General features: G+C 58.2%; 14 protein-coding genes. 13 read left to right on the forward strand and 1 reads right to left on the reverse strand.

All coding sequences use genetic code 11. From position 1 onward, the window contains the following. Positions 1 to 210: hypothetical protein (locus tag GYN08_RS23445; RefSeq protein WP_206023561.1), on the reverse strand; the 210-nt coding region annotated here is incomplete at its 3' end. A gap of 85 nt (positions 211 to 295) precedes the next feature. On the opposite strand from GYN08_RS23445, the gene ruvC reads away from it, so the two are divergent. From ruvC to recJ, 13 genes are all read left to right on the forward strand, one after another. Beyond that, the gene (ruvC, locus tag GYN08_RS00005; protein WP_166271273.1) at positions 296 to 799 is read left to right on the forward strand and encodes a crossover junction endodeoxyribonuclease RuvC; all 504 of its coding nucleotides are present in this window, start codon (positions 296 to 298) and stop codon (positions 797 to 799) included. Continuing rightward, complete coding sequence (ruvA, locus tag GYN08_RS00010) at positions 796 to 1416, forward strand: Holliday junction branch migration protein RuvA (protein WP_166271275.1); 621 nt, start codon at positions 796 to 798, stop codon at positions 1414 to 1416. Before ruvC ends, ruvA begins: the two co-directional genes overlap by 4 nt. 37 nt (positions 1417 to 1453) lie before the next feature. Continuing rightward, entirely contained in the window at positions 1454 to 2461 is a 1008-nt protein-coding gene (ruvB, locus tag GYN08_RS00015) for a Holliday junction branch migration DNA helicase RuvB (RefSeq protein WP_166271277.1), read from the forward strand. Between the two features lie 51 nt (positions 2462 to 2512). Then, entirely contained in the window at positions 2513 to 4633 is a 2121-nt protein-coding gene (locus GYN08_RS00020) for a SpoIID/LytB domain-containing protein (RefSeq protein WP_166271279.1), read from the forward strand. A 7-nt stretch (positions 4634 to 4640) separates the two neighbouring features. Further along, a complete protein-coding gene (queA, locus tag GYN08_RS00025; RefSeq protein WP_166271281.1) occupies positions 4641 to 5675 on the forward strand; it encodes a tRNA preQ1(34) S-adenosylmethionine ribosyltransferase-isomerase QueA in 1035 nt (344 codons plus the stop codon). A gap of 44 nt (positions 5676 to 5719) precedes the next feature. After that, positions 5720 to 6859 (forward strand): tRNA guanosine(34) transglycosylase Tgt, encoded by a 1140-nt coding sequence (tgt, locus tag GYN08_RS00030; RefSeq protein ID WP_166271283.1) that lies wholly within the window; start codon positions 5720 to 5722, stop codon positions 6857 to 6859. A 62-nt stretch (positions 6860 to 6921) separates the two neighbouring features. Beyond that, positions 6922 to 7251, forward strand: a complete 330-nt coding sequence (yajC, locus tag GYN08_RS00035) for a preprotein translocase subunit YajC (RefSeq protein WP_166271285.1) — start codon at positions 6922 to 6924, stop codon at positions 7249 to 7251. Between the two features lie 262 nt (positions 7252 to 7513). Then, on the forward strand, positions 7514 to 8830 hold the full coding sequence (locus tag GYN08_RS00040) for an ArsB/NhaD family transporter (protein ID WP_166271287.1): 1317 nt from the start codon (positions 7514 to 7516) through the stop codon (positions 8828 to 8830). A 147-nt stretch (positions 8831 to 8977) separates the two neighbouring features. Then, positions 8978 to 9265 (forward strand): post-transcriptional regulator, encoded by a 288-nt coding sequence (locus GYN08_RS00045; RefSeq protein ID WP_166271290.1) that lies wholly within the window; start codon positions 8978 to 8980, stop codon positions 9263 to 9265. A gap of 89 nt (positions 9266 to 9354) precedes the next feature. Beyond that, positions 9355 to 10755, forward strand: coding sequence for a protein translocase subunit SecD (gene secD / locus GYN08_RS00050; RefSeq protein ID WP_166271292.1), 1401 nt, complete (start codon positions 9355 to 9357; stop codon positions 10753 to 10755). After that, entirely contained in the window at positions 10745 to 11674 is a 930-nt protein-coding gene (gene secF / locus GYN08_RS00055) for a protein translocase subunit SecF (RefSeq protein ID WP_166271294.1), read from the forward strand. The genes secD and secF overlap by 11 nt, the downstream gene beginning before the upstream one ends. Positions 11675 to 11807: 133 nt before the next feature. Continuing rightward, positions 11808 to 12710: a cation diffusion facilitator family transporter gene (locus tag GYN08_RS00060; protein ID WP_166271296.1), complete on the forward strand. Its 903-nt coding sequence runs from the start codon at positions 11808 to 11810 to the stop codon at positions 12708 to 12710. Between the two features lie 87 nt (positions 12711 to 12797). After that, on the forward strand, positions 12798 to 15245 hold the full coding sequence (recJ, locus tag GYN08_RS00065; protein ID WP_166271298.1) for a single-stranded-DNA-specific exonuclease RecJ: 2448 nt from the start codon (positions 12798 to 12800) through the stop codon (positions 15243 to 15245). Positions 15246 to 15307: the final 62 nt, after the last annotated feature.

Here is a 15307-nt window from a genome sequence, read left to right on the forward strand (position 1 = left end):
TACACTAAGCGTCTTCTCCGACGCAGATAAGAAAGACTGCTTTTCAGGCGGAAGATTCCGGCTCGAAAGCAGTCTTTTTTTGTTGTTTTCGGCGGATTCAAAGGTTTTGCCGCAGAGATGCCGAAATTGAAGAAGAGAGCTTTCTTTTGGGGTGCCTCCTTTTTCATCTTTTGTTATAATGACAAGACGGATACATATGTTCGGTGGCATATGTGGACCTGTCTGAATCGGCGATGATCGGGCGCGCCGGCGGCGCATCCGGTGTTTGCTTTTTCGGGGAAAAGGAGAGGTTATCTTGCGTATATTGGGAATCGACCCGGGGATCGCGATCGTCGGCTTCGGATTTATAGACAAACAGGGGAGCAAGTGCGTTCCCGTTCAATACGGCTGCATTCAGACCGAAGCGCATACGCCCGACGAAGAGCGGCTTTTGCACGTTTACGAAGCGATGGTGCAGCTGATCGACAAATATAAACCGGACGCGGTCGCGTTCGAAAAACTGTTTTTTAACCGGAACGTGTCGACGGCCATGCCGGTCAGCCAGGCGCGCGGCGTACTTATTTTGGCAGCTCATCAGAAAGGTCTGCCGATCGGGGAATACACGCCGATGCAGGTGAAGCAGGCGATCGTGGGATACGGCAAGGCGGAGAAGAAGCAGGTGCAGGAGATGGTCCGCATGTTCCTGAAGCTGCAGGCCATTCCGAAGCCCGACGACGTAGCCGACGCCTTGGCCGTGGCGATCTGTCACGCGCATTCATCCACACTAAATTCCAAGCTGAACGAGGTACTGCGAAAATGATCGATTTTGTACGCGGGCAGGTAGCCCATCTGGAAACGGAATATATAGTCGTCGACGTGCAGGGAATCGGATACCGGGTGTTCTGCCCGAATCCGTATGCTTTTGCGGCCAAGGGAGAAGAACCGGTTACGGTCTATACCCACCACAGCGTGCGGGAAGACGCCATTTTGCTGTACGGATTCGCGACGCGCGAAGAACAAAAGCTGTTTCGCCGTCTGATCGACGTGTCCGGCATCGGGCCTAGGGTAGCATTGGGCATTCTGGCCGGCGGTACTCCCGAGAAAGTCGTGTCGGCGATCCAGCAGGAGAACGTCACTTTCCTGACCAAGCTGCCCGGCATCGGAAAAAAGACGGCGCAGCGCATGATTTTGGATCTTAAGGACCGCTTGGACGGATTCGTCGCTCCGTCGTTGGGCGGGCTGTTCGACAACAACGTCGCCGCGGAAGCGGAACTGGACGGCGGAGGCTGGAGAGCGGCGCGCGAAGGGCTGGAAGCGCTGGGGTACACGGAAGCGGAGCTGGACAAAGCCTGGATGCATCTGAAAGAGGATCTGCAGCCGGGAGAGCCGGTCGATATGCTCATGAAACGGGCTTTGAAGGTTCTTTACAAAGGATAAATGCGGTACAGTATAAACGGGGAGGAAGTGTGGACTTATGGATGACCGGATCATATCGGCCAATCTGATGATGGAAGACCAGGCGGTGGAACTGAGTCTGCGTCCCCGCTATTTATCGGAATATATCGGCCAGAATCAGGTCAAGGAAAATTTGAAGGTATATATCGAAGCGGCGAAAATGAGGGGCGAGGCGCTCGATCACGTGCTGTTGTACGGTCCTCCGGGACTCGGCAAAACGACGCTGGCGAACATCATCGCCAACGAACTCGGCGTGAATCTGCGCACGACGTCCGGACCTGCGATCGAACGTCCGGGAGATCTGGCGGCACTGCTGACCAATCTGCAGGAAGGCGATGTGCTGTTCATCGACGAAATCCACCGTCTGCACCGGACGGTCGAGGAAGTCATGTATCCGGCGATGGAAGATTCCGCGCTCGATATCATGATCGGCAAGGGACCGAGCGCGCGTTCCGTGCGGCTCGATCTGCCGCCGTTCACGCTGATCGGCGCGACGACGCGGGCCGGACTGCTGTCCGCGCCGCTGCGGGACCGCTTCGGGGTCGTCAGCCGATTGGAATTCTACAACGTCGACGAGCTGGCATTCATCGTGTCGCGCAACGCCGATACGCTGAATGTCGAGATCGTCGGCAACGCGGCCGAAGAGATCGCGCTGCGGGCCCGGGGAACGCCGCGGATCGCCAACCGGCTGCTTAAGCGGGTGCGGGACTTCGCGCAGGTGCGCGGAGACGGGATTATCACGCCTGAGATCGCCGCCGAAGCGCTTACCCGTCTGCAGGTCGACCCGCGCGGTCTGGACAGCATCGACCATAAGATGCTCAAAGCGATGATCCAGAACTTCCGCGGAGGACCGGTCGGGCTCGATACCATCGCCGCCACGATCGGCGAGGAAAGCCAGACCATCGAGGACGTTTACGAACCTTACCTGCTGCAAAGCGGCTTTATCCAGCGCACGCCGAGAGGCCGCGTTGTCACCGCCCAGGCGTACGCCCACCTGGGACTGCCGATGCCGGAAGACGGAAAATAATTCGCCTCGACCGATTTCAAGAGGCCTGGACTCACAAGGAGGAACGCAAGCATGACGAAGCAACGTTCGAACGGCAGAGCCGTTAAATGGGGAAAACCGCTGCTGGCAGCCGCCGTCGCACTTTCCTGCCTCCCGCTTCAAGCCCCGGTTCACGCGGCCGAAGCGGACTCCAACGTACGGGTAGGACTGTTCTTGAACCTGGGAAGCACGTACAAGCAAACGACGCAAAAAATTACGCTGACGCCGGCAGAGACGGCAGCGGTCGGGCAGAAAACGGACAAAGGCTACGTCAAATGGTTCTCCGTTTCCGCAGGAAGCACGGCTTCTTTCGCGCTTGACGGTCCGAAGGTCAAGCTCGGCGAAAGCGCAGACCTTAAAGCGGTATCGGAATTGGCGGCCAAGCTGAAGTCGGGCTCGGATAAACTGTCCGTCTACAAAGTCAACCGCGGCGGGCAGAATGTGTACCAGCTGTACGCCGGGCCTTATGCGAGCGACAAGGCGGCATCCGAAGCGGCCGCGCGCCTTGCCGCAAACGCTTCGGTCAAGGCGGTAAGCGGCCTTTCCCCGGTCGCGACGGGAAGCTTCTCGTTGAACGCCGGTAATTACGGCACGCCGAGCGCGGCTTCTTCCGCGCTGCAGAAAGTGCTGGATGCCGGTTACGACGGCGTCGTCGCCATGTCGAACGCTTCGAACGGCAAAGCCGTCTACAGCGTGCGGATCGGCGAATTTTCCAGCGCTTCCGAACGGGACCTGTTCAAAATCGGCGCTTCCTCCAAGCTGAAAGGGATTGTCCTGTCGGAAGCCGATAACGCTGCCGCGTCGGCCGTTGTTCGCGCCGATGCGACGGGAGACTTGACGAACGGCACGACGGTCTCTCTGTACATGCTGACACTGGGCGCAAACGATCGAATCTGGGTTGACGGCACGCCCGACGGCGGCATTCGTGTCGAGGAACGCTCCAAGCGCTCCTATCGCGGGGACCTGGAGATCGGCGTGTACGGCGGCCAGCTGTATCTGGTCAACGAACTTCCGATGGAACAATATCTGTATTCGGTTGTCGGATCGGAAGTTCCGGCTTCTTGGCCTGAAGAGTCTCTGAAGGCGCAGGCCGTGGCCGCGCGCAGCTACGCGAAGGTGCAAACGAAGACGGCAACCAAGTTCAAGGTGGCCGACGTTGTCGATTCGACGCTGAGCCAGGCCTATAACGGAATCAGCTCCGAAAGCAAGTCCGTCAACGCCGCAGTCGATTCGACCGCGGGCGAGATTCTCGAGCAGAACGGGAAGCCGGTTGAAGCTTTGTTCTCTTCCAATGCGGGAGGGATGACTTCGGACCCGACGGAAGTATGGAACAGCGGCGGAAGCGGCCTGTTCAGCAGCGTGCCGTCGGAATCCGACAGAGCGGCGTCCGCCAACTTGAAAAAGTGGTACCATGTGGCGATGCCGAACGGAACGGTCGGCTATGTGCGCGAAGATAACGTCAAAGACAGGGGAGTCGGCGCGACCGGCCTGCGCACCATGACCGTGACCGCGCAGAACACGAAGGTGCGCCCGCTGCCGCAGATCCAGAGCGGCGTGTCGGAATTGGCGAAGATGAATCCGGGAGAGGAAGCGCTCGTACTGGAAGTCGTAAACGAATCGAACACGTACGAATGGATTCGGGGCCCTTATACGTCTTCCCAGCTGCTGGCTACGTTAAAAGGTCGCACGACGACGACGCTGCCGACCACGATCAAGACGATCCAGGTGAGCCAGAGAGGACCTTCGGGCCGGGCGACCGAGCTGAAGATCAACGGAACGAAGGTCGACGTCAAATATCCGGATATGTTCCGTTCCGCATTGAGCGGCCTGCCGAGCACTCTGTTCGACGTAGTGCCGGCGGACGCCTATACGGTCATCACTTCGACGACCGCGGCCAAGAGCGGGAAAGCGTCCCCGTCGCAGATCAAGCTCGGCGCTTCGGCCAAAACCGGAGGGATCGCCCGCAGCCTGGCAGCGGTAGGGACGAACACGTCGGCCGTATCCTCGGGTACCGGATTCTTTTTCGTCGGCAAGGGGAACGGGCACGGACTCGGACTTTCCCAATGGGGAGCGAAAGGACTCGCGGACGAGGGAGCAAGCTACAAAGACATTTTGCTGCACTATTACAACAACGTAGAACTTATTAAGGAATGACGAATCCATGAATGTAGAAGATTACGATTTCGAACTGCCCGAGCGGCTGATCGCCCAGACGCCGCTCGCGGAACGCACGGCTTCCCGTCTGCTGACACTCGACAAGAGCACGGGAGAGACCGAGCATCTGCATTTTTACGACATTTTGGATAAGCTGAATCTCGGCGATACGCTGATTCTGAACGATACGCGCGTCCTGCCGGCGAGGCTGCACGGCATTAAGCCGGAGACGGGCGCGCGCGTAGAACTGCTGCTGCTCAAGAATATCGAAGGCGACCGCTGGGAGACGCTGGCCAAGCCGGGCAAAAAAGTAAAGACCGGAGCGGTACTCCGCTTCGGGGACGAACTCGAAGCCGTCGTGCTGGAAGAAGGAGAAATGGGTGCACGCATCATCGAGTTTCGTTACGAAGGCATTTTCCAGGAGATTCTCGACCGTCTCGGCGAAATGCCGCTGCCGCCTTACATCAAGGAACGGCTCGATGACCGCGAGCGCTACCAGACCGTGTACGCCAAACACGAAGGATCGGCTGCGGCGCCTACCGCGGGGCTTCACTTTACCGAGGAGCTGCTGGATAAACTGCGGGCTAAAGGCGTCGAGATCGGCTTCGTGACGCTGCATGTGGGACTCGGCACTTTCCGTCCGGTTTCGGTGGAAAACGTGGAAGAGCATGTGATGCACGAGGAGTACTACGAGCTGCCGGCGGAAACGGCCGAACTGATCAACCGGACCCGCCAACGCGGCGGCCGGGTAGTCTCGGTCGGCACGACATCGACGCGCACGCTCGAATCGGCGGCCAGAAGAACGATGGACGGAGAGGGGCGTCTCGGCGCCGACAGCGGCTGGACGCAGATCTTCCTGTATCCGGGCGAAGAGTTCAAAGTGGTCGACGCGCTCATTACGAATTTCCACCTGCCGAAGTCGACGCTGGTCATGCTGGTCAGCGCGCTGGCCGGAAGAGAACGCGTGCTGGCGGCTTACCGCGAAGCCGTGGAACGGGAGTACCGATTCTTCAGCTTCGGCGACGCAATGTTTATTTATTAACCGGAGGCGCGAGCCTCCTCATTTTCTTGTAAAGGAACGATCCGATGACACCCGCTATCCGATACGAACATATCAAGACCTGCAAGCAGTCGGGCGCAAGACTCGGTCTCGTGCATACGCCGCACGGCGTGATCGAGACCCCGACTTTTATGCCCGTCGGCACGCTGGCCACGGTCAAAACGATGAGCCCGGAAGAGCTTAAGCAGATGGACGCGCAGATTATTTTGAGCAATACGTATCATTTGTTCCTGCGACCCGGACACGAAATTATCCGCGAAGCCGGAGGATTGCATAAATTCATGAATTGGGACCGTCCGATCCTCACGGACAGCGGCGGCTTCCAGGTGTTCAGCTTGGCCGAAATGCGCAAAATCACCGAAGAAGGCGTCAACTTCCGTTCCCATCTGAACGGCGATAAGCTGTTCCTGTCTCCCGAAGTGGCTATGGACATCCAGAACGCATTGGGCTCCGACATTATGATGGCTTTCGACGAGTGCCCGCCTTATCCGGCCGAAAAGGAATATATCAAGCGCTCGCTCGAACGGACCTCCAGATGGGCGGAACGCTGCCTCAAAGCGCATGCCCGTCCGGAAGATCAGGGGCTGTTCGCCATCGTGCAGGGAGGCATGCATGAAGATCTTCGCCGTCAGAGCGCGGCTGATTTGACTTCCATGGATTTCCCGGGGTATGCTATTGGTGGACTGAGTGTGGGAGAACCGAAACATCTGATGTATGAAGTGCTGGAGTATACGGTACCGCTGCTCCCGGCGAACAAGCCCCGCTATTTGATGGGCGTAGGCTCGCCGGATGCTCTGCTCGAAGGCGCCATTCGCGGAGTCGACATGTTCGACTGCGTGCTGCCGACGCGCATAGCGCGTAACGGAACGACGATGACAAGCCAGGGCCGGGTGGTTGTACGCAATGCCCAGTACGCGAGAGACTTCGGTCCTCTCGATCCGAACTGCGATTGCTATACCTGCCGGAACTATTCCCGGGCGTATCTGCGCCATCTGATCAAGGCGGACGAAACGTTCGGCCTCCGGCTGACCACTTATCATAACCTCCACTTCCTGCTCGAATTGATGCGCGGCGTGCGTCAAGCTATCCGCGAGGATCGCCTGCTGGATTTCCGCGACGAATTTTTCGAGCAGTATGGCATGCACGCTAACGATAAAGGGTTCTGACCGCCCACGTGTCCAGTACGAGGATCATCGTACGGCCATTCGCACAATAAGGGGGATTCACGATGTTTCATGCTGCACCGCTTGCAGCCAACGCCGGACAGGGCGGGGGCATCATTATGACGATCATTCCGTTCGTATTCATGATCGCGATCTTTTACTTCCTGCTGATCCGTCCGCAGCAGAAGAAGCAGAAACAGCGCAACGCCATGCTGAGCCAGCTCAAAAAAGGCGATAAAATTGTCACGATCGGCGGCCTGCACGGCACGATCCTGGAAATTACGAACGATATCGTCGTTCTGCGCGTGAACGACGTGACGAAGATGACGTTTGATCGCAGCGCGATCAGCCACGTGACGACAACGGGCTCCGACGTCAGCCTCGACAAAAAGTAAGGCCAACCGAACAAGGAAGCGCCTGCGGCGGTGGACCGCTCCGCTCTTCCGTACAAGCTGCCGCCGAACGGACTTCGTCCGTTCCACGGCAGCTTATTTTTTCGAATTCGATGCGGCATGACCGCAACATTTTCGGAGAACCGCACTCTACATATAGGACGCGTATCTTTCAAACTTGCTTTCAGAGGGTCTCGGTTTCGAAAACCGGTCTTTTGGAGAGCTTGAACGACAGGGAATGGAAACGCCGAAAGGAAGTGACTGCATGATTTCCGAAATCGATACCGCATTTTGGCCGGTCTACACGGCGGCAGCCGTGTTCGTCATCGTCTATATGCTGGTCGTAACGGAAAAAATAAACGGAGGGCTTGCGGCAATGGCGGGCGCGTTGGCGCTGCTCTTATTGGGAATCGTCGACTGGAGCGCCGCTTTGACGCATCATATGTATGTAAATGCGCTTCTTCTGCTGGTCGGGATGGCCGTTACGGCGGCCGCAGCCGACCTGAGCGGCATCATGCACTACGCGGCGCTGAAAATCGTCCGTGCCGTCTCGGGCAGCCTGCCTGCCGTACTGATCGTCGTCACGCTGATCGCGGCCGCGTCCTCTGCGCTCCTGGGGAGCGGACCCGGACTTCTGCTGTTGGCGCCGCTCATTCTGCGTATTGGAAAAGCTCTCCGGGTCGGACCGGTACCGCTCCTTATCATGAGCGTGATCGCCTGCAATCTCGGCGGCATGACGACGTTGGTCGGCAGCGTGCCGAATATCATGATCGGCTCGGCCGCCGATCTTGATACAATCGATTTCGCGCGCCGACTTCTGCCGCCGGCTCTGCTGCTGCTTGCCGTGCACCTGCTGCTGCTGATGCTGATCTTCAGGAAAGAGATGAGAACCGGCAGCGGCAGGCGCACAGAGCTTGAAGCGTTGGAGCCGGTCGGGTATTTGAGCGGCCGCGGTCGTGCGCTGATGTCGCTCGGGGTGCTGATTCTGCTTGCGGCCGGCCTGATCTGGCACGATAATCTGCGTGCGGACAGCGGAACGGTCGCGGTTATCGCCGCCGCGTTGATGCTGCTCGTCAATATTCGTTCTTCAAGCGAGGCACGGCAGATTCGGGAGCGGCTCGATTTCAAGACGTTCGGGGTGTTGATCGGCTTTTACGTGATCGCCGGCGGCCTGGTCGAGACCGGCATCGTCGGCGAAATCGCGATGCGTCTGTTGGAGCTTACGAACGAAAACAAGGCGCTGACGGCGCTGGTTCTGTTCGGCGTGTCGGGCCTGCTGTCCTCGGTGCTCGATCCCGTTCCGCTGACGGCCGCGGCGGTACCGCTCATCCAAACAATCGGGCTCCAAGTCGAGGTCGTCCGTCCGTCGGATCTGAACGACTTATGGTTCGCGCTGGCCCTGGGCTGCGGAATCGGCTCGAGCGGGACGCTTGCGGGATCGGTCGCGGGCGTGCTTGCGGCGGGTCTTGCGCAGAAGGAAGGCTACCCTTTTTCTTATTTGTCCTACTTGGTGATTGCCTTTCCGCTCACGCTGCTTGCGCTCGGAGCCGGAGGATGGTATCTCTGGGCGCACATTTTGTAATATTCAAGAAATGCGGAGAGCGGTTTTCGGGCAGGAAAGACACGACCGGCGTCGAATCAACCCTAAATGCCGGCTGCGGCTTAAAGCGAAACCGCGCGGAAGCCGATGCAGCCGTAACGGGCAAGCGCAAAAAAAGGAGGGAAGTGCATGACGGAGGCAAGGCTGGACGGGCAGCCGCCCGCGACAGAACAACTGGCCGGAGAGGAATTGACGGAGGCCGTCATCGAGCTCTGCCACAACAAAGCCGAAGAGTTTCATTATCTCGGCTACGAACATACGACTTGGGAAGACGTTTGGAAATGCGTGAACACGAAGTATACGGGAACGCAGGATCCGCCGCTGCATCGGATCGTTAACGATATCTTGACGCTCCGGGCGGACAAGTTGATGAATCATTTGACGCTTACCGCGCTGAAAGAGGCTTCCTTTTCCTAAAGGAGTGCCTTTCTTTTTGCTTCATTGACTCCATTTTCCGCCATCGCTATAATGGGAATATTGAGAAAAAAGGGGGAACCAGAAACGGCATGAAGAGAATTGTCAGTTTCATTGTTATTGTGCTCGTCTCAATCGGGATCATGGTCTGGAGCACGCCCAACCTATTGAATTCCGTCCGATTGGGACTGGATTTAAAAGGAGGCTTCGAGATCCTGTACGAGGCGTCGCCAATGACAGGCGGCGAAGAAGTCACCCGAGAATCCCTGAACGAGACGGCCAGAAGTCTTGAGAAACGCGTGGACGCCCTTGGGGGAAGCGAGCCTGAGATCACGACCGAAGGCACGAACCGGATCCGTCTCAGAATCGCAGGCGTCACGGACGAGAAGGCCGTAAGGGAACGTATCAAAGAACCCGCCAACCTGACTTTCCGCAGTCTGGGTAACTCTTCGGAGGAAAATACGACGGGCAGCGGTGCGGACGCCGAAGACGAAACGGCGGCGGAAAGTACCGATTCGACGAACGCTTCCGGAAGCCCGGATGCGGCCGCATCGGGCACCGAACAGGAAGGCGCGACGGAAGAAAGCGCGGCCCAGGCCGATCCTTACCAGGGCTACGACAAAGTCGAGCTGACCGGTAACGATTTCAAGCCGAACGGCGCTTCGGTCCAGTTCGACCAATTGGGCAATCCGATGATCTCGATCGAGCTGAAGGACGCCCAGAAATTCGCGGACGTAACCGGACGCCTGGTCGGACAACCGATGGCGATCTTCCTGGACGACCAACTGCTCTCGGCGCCGGAAGTCAAACAGCGGATTACGGGCGGAACGGCCCAAATCTCGGGCAAGTTTACCCGTGAAGAAGCACAAAATCTGCGCGATACGATCAACCTCGGCGCGCTGCCGCTGAAGCTGACCGAAAAATACTCGCAGAGCGTAGGCGCGACGCTGGGACAGCTGTCGCTCGATCAGACGCTTCGGGCCGGCATCATCGGCTCGATCATCATTCTGATCTTTATGGTGTTCATGTACCGGGTACCGGGACTGATCGCCGCATTCTGCTTGATTATCCATACCTGGGGGACGATTTTGGTCTTCATATGGGCGGATATCACGCTTACCCTTCCGGGCATTGCGGCATTCATACTGGGGATCGGGATGGCGGTCGACGCCAACATCATTACGTATGAACGGATCAAGGAAGAAATGCGCAGCGGCAAGAGCATCATGTCGGCGTTCCGTGCCGGCAGCAAAAGTTCTTTCCGTACCGTCATGGACGCCCAGATTACGACCCTGATCGCCGGCGCCGTCATGTTCTGGCTCGGTACGGGTTCGGTTCGCGGTTTCGCGCTCGTTCTGATGATCGATATCATCACCAGCATCATCACGAACGTCGTCTTGTCGCGTTTCCTGCTCTCCCTGCTCGTTAAGGCGAAATCTTTGAAGAAGCCGGGGTACTTCGGAGTAAAGGAGAGTGAAATCCGTGAGCTCTAAGCCTCAAGCTGCAAGTTCGAAATGGAATTTCAACTTTGTTAAAGCAAGCAAGTATTTCTATACGTTTTCGATTGTTTTGACGCTGGCCGGCATTCTCAGCCTTGCTGTCTTCGGCCTGAATTACGGCGTCGATTTCCGTTCGGGCTCGAACGTGGACGTGTCGGTATCGAAGGCGGCGACGCAGGCGCAGGTACAGAAGGTACTGGCTGACGCCAAGCTCGATCCGGAAGCCAACATTACGGCAGGCACCGACCGGGTAAGCATCCGTTTTCCGGAAGTGCTGACGGACGATGAAGTCGAGACTCTGCAGACGACGTTTAACAGCCAAATCGACCCGAACGCCTCGTACGAGATCAATACGGTCGATGTGGAGATGGCGAAGGAACTGGAGCGCAATGCGCTGTTGGCTATCGCGGTAGCGAGCATCGGGATCGTCATTTACGTTACGATCCGCTTTGAATGGGGCTTCGCCCTGTCTGCCGTCGTCGCTCTGCTGCATGACGCCTTCCTCGTTATCAGCGTATTCTCGATCTTGAGACTCGAGGTCAATCTGACGTTCATCGTCGCGATCCTGACCATCATCGGTTTTTCGATCAACGATACGATCGTTATCTTCGACCGCATTCGCGAAAACCTGCGTTTCGCGAAAAAGCAGACTCCTCACGACTTGGAAGATGTCGTGAACAAGAGCGTGTCGCAGACGATGACCCGCTCGCTGGGGACGGTATTCACCGTATTCATCGCGGCGTTCGCCCTGCTCGTGTTGGGCAGCGAATCGATCCGCATGTTCTCCCTGGCCATGGTTATCGGCCTGCTGTTCGGCGCCTACTCGTCGATCTTTATCGCAAGCCCGCTGTGGCTGGCGCTGAGAAGCAAGAAAAAGCCGTCCGCGGCCAAACCGTCCAAAGCGACGACTTAGCGTTCCGCTACGGCTGTGCCGTAAAGCCGCGTCCTGCATTTGAGGCGCGGCTTTTCTTATTCCGTTGAACGGAAAAGCGGCCGCATCCGGAATCCTTCCGGCCGAGCCGATCAAATACGTGAGGAGGATAGCTATGACGGTCCGTCAACAAAGCGGGAGTTCGTCGGGGTGGACGGAAGTCTGGGCGCTCGGCGCGGCTTCGCTGATCAAAGGGGCCGGCGGATTGGCCGGCGGAAGTCAGGCGCTGCTGGCCGACGCTTTGAACTCGGCATCCGATGCCGTGCGCGGAAGCCGTTCGGCGGGCATGCAGGCGCTGACGGCGAAAATGCTGCTGGCTGCGCTGGTGCTGGTCGGAGCGATCGAAGCCTCGATTTCGGGCGTCGGAAGATTGCTGGACGATCCGGGAAAGGCGCCGGGCCTGGGAGCGGTGATTGCTTTTTTTGCCGCGGTGTTCCTCAGCGAGACGCTGTTCGTGCTTCGTTATCGCCGTTTGGAACGAGAGAATCGCGAGGCGGCTCTCAAGTACGCGGCCGAACACCGGCTTGCTTTATACGCTTCGATGTTCGTCGCGGCAGGGATGGCTTTGTCGATAGCCGGCAGCGGCTTCGGCATTACCGAATTCGTCTATGCGGATGCGGCCGCTTCCCTGCTGGTTGCGGCAGTCGCGATCGTCAATGCGCTGCGTATCATGCTGTCGGTATTCAAGGAATCTCCGGCGGCGCATAAGCGGAGCGAAGAAGATCCGACTCCGTTCTTGGAAACCGTTCAGCGTGTGCGCGGAGTCATTGAGGTAAGGGAGCTTCGCGCGTTCAGGACATCGGAAGTTTTAAAAATCGAACTGGTACTGAGCGTCAATCCGCGCATGACCGTCAAGGAAGCGGAAGAAGTCGCCCAACGCTCGCGGGATTTGCTGCTGCATCGGTTCGTGCAGGTGATCGAAGTCGATGTTCGGGTCGAGCCTTACCATACAGGATACCCGTACAAGTCGAACGACGAACTTCTGGGAAGCGGCGATCAACCGACGATCGTTCAATGAAGCCGAACGCGGAGCAATCCGCGTTCGTTCGATTTAGGGATTCATTTATTCGAACTATAAGGATTGAAAGAAAAGGCAGGTGAGCTTATGCTGCATTCCCAATATCAATGGAAAATCGCGCATCCCGACCGGTCCGCCGTGAACCGGCTCAGCGCAGAACTCGGCATCTCGCCGCTCCTCGCGTCCCTTCTGGCGAACCGGGGATACGAAGCGCCGGCATCGGCGGCTGAGTTTTTGGACGGAGACGAAGACCTCTCGGGCCTGCACGATCCTTTCCTGCTGCACGGCATGGACCGGGCGGTGCAGCGAATTCGCGCGGCGCTGCAAGGCGGCGAGCGAATCTGGATCTACGGAGATTACGATGCCGACGGCGTATCGAGTACAGCGCTGATGATTCGGCTGATGGCCCGGATGGAGGCGGATTTCGGCACTTATATTCCGCATCGCTCCAAAGAAGGATACGGTCTGCACCGGCATGCGATCGATCAGGCGGCGTCCGAAGGCGTCAAACTGATCGTCACGGTCGATACGGGAATCAGCGCCGTCGATCAAATCGCCTATGCTTCCTCGCTCGGCATCGACGTCGTGGTGACGGATCACCACGAACCGCCGGCCGTTCTTCCGGAAGCCTGTGCGCTGGTCAATCCGAAACTTCCGATGTGCGGTTATCCGTTCAAAGGACTGGCGGGGGTAGGGGTCGCTTTCAAGCTGTCTCACGCCCTGCTGGGCTTACCTCCCGAAGAGTGGATGGATCTGACAGCCATCGGCACGGTGGCCGACTTGATGCCGCTGACCGGAGAAAATCGGCTGATCGTGGCGCGCGGAATCGAGGTCATGCGGCGCAGCCCTTCTCCCGGCGTGGAAGAACTGCTGGCGGTGGCCGGCAGCAAGCCGGAGCAGTTGACGTCGGTGGGAATCGCTTTTGCCATTGCCCCGCGCATTAATGCCAGCGGCCGGCTGGACCATGCCGACCGGGCCGTGGATCTGCTGACGACACAGGAGCGAGACCGCGCGGAGCATCTGGCTTCCGTGCTCGATCTGCTGAACAAAGAGCGTCAGAAAAACGTCGAGGACATCGTAAGCGAAGCGATCGACATGCTTGAGCTCAAGATCGCGGGCGCAGGAAGAGTTCCTGATGTAATCGTATTGGCCGGCGAAGGATGGAACGTAGGCGTGGTGGGCATCGTAGCCTCGAAAATTCTCGAGCGGTATTATCGTCCGACGATTATTTTGGGGATCGATGCGGAAAAGGGGACCTGCAAGGGTTCGGCGCGTTCGATTCCGGGATTCGACATTTACGAAGCGCTGCTGTCGGTCGAAGAAACGATGCAGCATTTCGGAGGCCATCCTTCGGCGGCGGGCATGAGTCTGCTGAGCGAACGGCTGGATGACTTCGAGCGCGGGCTGAACCAGCATGCGGCAAAAGTGCTGAAAGCCGAGCATCTCATTCCGGTTATCGAAGCGGAAACGGAATGCGCGCTGGCCGATGTGCCGATTCCGGTCATCGAGGAATTGGAGCGAATGGCTCCGTTCGGCATGAACAATCCGACGCCGCAGTTCGTATTCCGGGGCGTGAAGCTGCAGCGGGCGATGACGATGGGCAAGACGAACACTCACTTGAAACTGATCGTCGAACAGGACGGATTCGTTTTGGAGGCGGTGGCTTTCGGCAAAGGCGCATTGGCCGAATATCTCAGCGAAGGCGACCGGCTCGATCTGCTGGCGGAGCCGGGCATCAACGAATGGCGAGGCAGCCGCAAACCGCAGCTGATGGTGCGTGACCTGGCGCTTCCGGCTTTTCAAGTGTTCGACCGCCGTTCGCCGTCAGCTTCGGCGGACAACCTTGAACGTTTCCGGAAAAAAGCGGAAACGGTGCTTGCCTGCAGGCCCGATCAGATCGCTGCAGCCATCCATAAAACGACACTAAAAGTTTTGCAGAAGACTCTGGCGCAACTCCCGGTTTGGCTGTATGATGAATATTCCGGGATTCAAGGAACGGAAAGCGGGCTGACGCACGCAGATCCGGCCGGGACGCGCACTTTGTTCGTCCTGGATCTCCCGGACACCGCCGCGCAGCTCGATCGGCTGCTGGCCGGACTGCCCTCGCTGGAGAACGTCGTTCTATTGTACTCGGCCGACGGACCGGAAGACGGAAGGCTCAGCGAGCCCAGCCGCGAACGGATCAAAACGATTTATGTCGAGCTTCGCCGCAGCGCGGCGGAGGCCGCGGACGAAGAGCAGCTGGTTCGCCGGTTAAGCCGGTCTTCCGGCTGTTCGCCGCGCATGATCCGCATGACGCTGGACGTGTTCGAAGAACTTGAATTTATCGTTCGGGCCGAAGGCGCCGTAACCGCCAATCCGAGTCCTCCGAAAGCGGCGTTGGAATCGGCCGCGGCTTACCGACGTCTGCAGGAAGCGGAAGCATTGGAACGCCGTTTGCTCGGTCCGGGCGAAGACATCGGCGCCTGGCTTGCGGAGAAGCGGAAGGCCGCAGGCAACGGCAGCGCGGACGAAGTTTTATCTTTTTCGGTATAGGAAGGGCGGAAGCCGTTCTTTCGCCGATCATCGACTATCCGGGAAACAACATTTAGGAGGAG

This window comes from Saccharibacillus alkalitolerans (assembly GCF_011090185.1).
Taxonomy (GTDB): domain Bacteria; phylum Bacillota; class Bacilli; order Paenibacillales; family Paenibacillaceae; genus Saccharibacillus; species Saccharibacillus alkalitolerans.

Bases quoted from the DNA above. Each gene is read 5' to 3' on its own strand.
- ruvA (WP_166271275.1), top strand. From the start codon at position 796: ATGATCGATTTTGTACGCGGGCAGGTAGCCCATCTGGAAACGGAATAT.
- ruvB (WP_166271277.1), top strand. From the start codon at position 1,454: ATGGATGACCGGATCATATCGGCCAATCTGATGATGGAAGACCAGGCG.
- GYN08_RS00020 (WP_166271279.1), top strand. From the start codon at position 2,513: ATGACGAAGCAACGTTCGAACGGCAGAGCCGTTAAATGGGGAAAACCG.
- queA (WP_166271281.1), top strand. From the start codon at position 4,641: ATGAATGTAGAAGATTACGATTTCGAACTGCCCGAGCGGCTGATCGCC.
- tgt (WP_166271283.1), top strand. From the start codon at position 5,720: ATGACACCCGCTATCCGATACGAACATATCAAGACCTGCAAGCAGTCG.
- yajC (WP_166271285.1), top strand. From the start codon at position 6,922: ATGTTTCATGCTGCACCGCTTGCAGCCAACGCCGGACAGGGCGGGGGC.
- GYN08_RS00040 (WP_166271287.1), top strand. From the start codon at position 7,514: ATGATTTCCGAAATCGATACCGCATTTTGGCCGGTCTACACGGCGGCA.
- GYN08_RS00045 (WP_166271290.1), top strand. From the start codon at position 8,978: ATGACGGAGGCAAGGCTGGACGGGCAGCCGCCCGCGACAGAACAACTG.
- secD (WP_166271292.1), top strand. From the start codon at position 9,355: ATGAAGAGAATTGTCAGTTTCATTGTTATTGTGCTCGTCTCAATCGGG.
- GYN08_RS00060 (WP_166271296.1), top strand. From the start codon at position 11,808: ATGACGGTCCGTCAACAAAGCGGGAGTTCGTCGGGGTGGACGGAAGTC.
- recJ (WP_166271298.1), top strand. From the start codon at position 12,798: ATGCTGCATTCCCAATATCAATGGAAAATCGCGCATCCCGACCGGTCC.